Source organism: Comamonas guangdongensis, assembly GCF_041079535.1.
GTDB classification, from domain to species: domain Bacteria; phylum Pseudomonadota; class Gammaproteobacteria; order Burkholderiales; family Burkholderiaceae_C; genus Comamonas; species Comamonas guangdongensis.
The window spans coordinates 1-3,024 of sequence record NZ_JBFYGN010000057.1; the positions used below are offsets into that span (position 1 = coordinate 1).

Here is a 3,024-nt window from a genome sequence, read left to right on the forward strand (position 1 = left end):
CTGATGGGACTCGAACCCACGACAACAGGAATCACAATCCTGGACTCTACCAACTGAGCTACAGCCACCGTAGAAGCATCTATTGTACTGCAGAAATCGGCCTCAAAGTGAATTCAAACCGATTCCTGCCTGAACACTCAAGGACGAGGGACCTTGATCTGCACCTTGAACTGCTTTTTCAGCTGTTCGTAATAGGCCATCACCTCGGCCATGGTCGCCCACTGCGTGAACTGAGACTTTTGCTGCTCGGCCACCTGAGCCTCCACCACGGGACGCTCAGCGATGCGGTTGATCTTGATCACGGCATAGCCGGCGGCACCCAGGTCCACCCCTTCCCAGGCGGGCAAGGTCTTGGTCGAGGCGCGCAGCGCCGCATCCAGCACCTCGCGCGGCAGGTCCTTGGACTGGTCGCGACCGACCTCAACCGCGGCGGGCAGTTGGGCTGCCTCGGGCTTGGCCTTCCACTCGGCCAGCTTGGCCTTGCCTTCTTCCTTGGCCAGCTCCGCCGACTTCTGGGCCGTGTAGAGCTGCTTGAGCTTGTCACCGACTTCGCTCATGGACAGAGTGCGGGCGGGCGAGTACTGAACCACGCGCCCCGCTGCCAAGCTGTTGGGCGCCAGCTCAACGGCATCGGTATTGCGCTTGTGCTCCAGAGAGTCGCTGGAGAACAAAGCCTCCAGGAAACGTGCATTGGCCAAAGCGCCCTGAGCACCGGGAGCGGGTTGACGCGTCACATGCTCCACCTTGTGGATGGCGAGCTTGAACTTGTCCGCCACGGGCTGCAGGCTGTCCGACTGCTCGTACACGCCATTGGTGAACGCCTCCGCCACCTCGGCGAACTTGCGCTGCGCCTGTTGCTGCTTGAGATCGGCTTCCAGCTTGGGACGCATTTCTTCGAAAGTGGGTACCTTGGGCGCCTTGATGCCGGTCAGCTGAATGATGTGGTAGCCGAAGTCGGATTCGATCACATCGCTGATGTCGCCCTCCTTCATCTTGAACACAGCCTCTTCGAAAGGCTTGACCATGGCACCGTGGCCGAAGTAGCCCAGATCGCCGCCATTGGCCGCCGAGCCCGGATCCTGGGAGTTGGCCTTGGCCACTTGCGCGAAGCTCTTGGGATCCTTGCGCACCTGGGCCAGCAATTCCTCGGCCTTGGCCTTGGCCTTCTCACGCTCGGCTGCAGGCGCATCCTTGGGCGCATTGATCAGGATATGGCTGGCGCGGCGCTCTTCGGGACCCGCCAGGCGCGCGGAATTTTCCTTGTAGTAGGTGCGCAGATCGTCTTCGCTCAGAGTGATGCCGGACTGCACGGCAGCCAGATCCAATTGCACATATTCCACAGTCGCTTCTTCGGGCTGTTTGAACAGGCCGGTATGCGCCTCGTAATAGGCCTTGAGCTCGGCTTCCGTGGGCTGAACCTTGGCTGCGAACGCGCGTGCATCGAAACTTGCAACCTGGATTTCACGGCGCTGGTAGAGCGCATCCATGGCCTGCTTGAGCTGCGCATCGGTAGCAAAGCCCGTGGTGGACACACCGCCCAGCACCTGATTCAGCGCCAGCTCATTGCGCAGATTGGCTTCAAAACCCTCGGGCGTCATGCCTTGCGCTCCCACCAAAGCCTTGTAGGCCTCTGCATCCAGCGACCCGTCGGGCTTCTTCAGCGCCGCAATGGCGGGAATATCGCGCAAAGTATGCACCAACTGAGCATCCGTCGTGGTCAGATGCATCTTCTTGACCGCTGCTGCCAGGACGCGGTCACGCACCAGCTTCTCCAGCGTTGCATAGCGGGCTTCAGCAGAGTCCAGCAGCTTGGCATCCATGGTCGGGTTCTGCGCGCGCAGGCGATCGCTTTCGGCCCGATGCGCGTTATCCCAGTCCTGCTGGGTGATGTCATGCCCATCCACACGCGCCACGGTCTTGCTGGACTCGGTGAAATAGTTCTGGTTGATCCCGACAAAAATGAAAGAGGGAATGATCAGCAAGAACAACAAGATCATGACGAACTTGGAATGCTTGCGGATGGATTCGAACATGGTCAATCTTTCTGCGGCAGCAAAAAACAAAGGCGAACTTGCGTTCGCCTTATCAACAATGGTGAAAGCCGTGCGACCCGAATGCGCCACCGACCGGGCCTCTACAGGGCATTGAAGCACTACAGAACTGCCATCCAACCTCCACCAACAGGGTTAGGCTAATCGCAACCATTCTAACTGCGCACTCTTCCAATCCCGAGGACGCAAGACAGTATGTTGTGCGGAAAACCCGTGAACGGCTTCACCTCAGCTGCATGCACCGTGAGGTCAAATGCAAAAAGGGCTTAGATTGCTCTAAGCCCTTTTCTAGTTCTTTGTGGTGGGTCCTGACGGTCTCGAACCGCCGACCTACTCCGTGTAAAGGAGCCGCTCTACCAACTGAGCTAAGGACCCCACTTCAAACTGTTTGTCAGTTCAAAGCATCCTTCAATGCTTTGCCCGGACGGAATTTTGGCACCTTAGCGGCCTTGATCTTGATGGTTGCGCCGGTACGGGGATTGCGACCGGTACGGGCTGCACGCTTGCCGACGGCAAATGTGCCAAAACCAACAAGCGATACTGTACCACCTTTTTTCAGTGTTTTCTTCACTGCGTCGATCGTGGAATCCAGCGCACGCGCAGCAGCGGCCTTGGAAATGTCGGCGTTGTTAGCGATGTGCTCAATCAGTTCGGTTTTATTCACAAGATGCCTCTCGAGAAATAAGTGAATGGAATGTCTCTGTGGGCGCAAATCTTGCGCAACCAGAAACCAGACGCGACGGATACGGACCCAGCCGATCGACCCGAACGCCATGCATTCGCTCCGACCTCAAGCTGCTGACATCCAGGTGTCAATTCGCGCTGCGCATCACAGCGACAGAGCCAGATTCTATGCGGTTTTCACGCGGGTTTAGGCCTCGCCGTTGGCTTTTTTAAAGGCTCTGTCTGCGTTCAGTGTTGAACTCTCCATATTTCCCGCCAGTCCAACGTACATGTAGGACTGTCGGGAGAC

Annotated in this window: 2 protein-coding genes and 1 tRNA gene; all 3 read right to left on the minus strand. The window is 57.8% G+C overall.

Going from position 1 to position 3,024, the window contains the following annotated elements; translation table 11 throughout:
- Positions 1–137 precede the first annotated feature (137 nt).
- On the minus strand, positions 138–2,033 hold the full coding sequence (locus tag AB6724_RS21690; RefSeq protein WP_369340609.1) for a SurA N-terminal domain-containing protein: 1,896 nt from the start codon (positions 2,031–2,033) through the stop codon (positions 138–140).
- A 317-nt stretch (positions 2,034–2,350) separates the two neighbouring features.
- Positions 2,351–2,426 (minus strand) — tRNA-Val (locus tag AB6724_RS21695).
- A 16-nt stretch (positions 2,427–2,442) separates the two neighbouring features.
- Positions 2,443–2,715 carry an HU family DNA-binding protein gene (locus AB6724_RS21700; RefSeq protein WP_218243206.1) on the minus strand — a complete coding sequence of 91 codons (273 nt, stop codon included), beginning with the start codon at positions 2,713–2,715 and terminating at the stop codon, positions 2,443–2,445.
- Between the last annotated feature and the right edge of the window lie 309 nt (positions 2,716–3,024).

Coding starts and splice junctions, on each gene's coding strand:
- AB6724_RS21690 (WP_369340609.1), bottom strand. CDS start 2,033: ATGTTCGAATCCATCCGCAAGCATTCCAAGTTCGTCATGATCTTGTTG.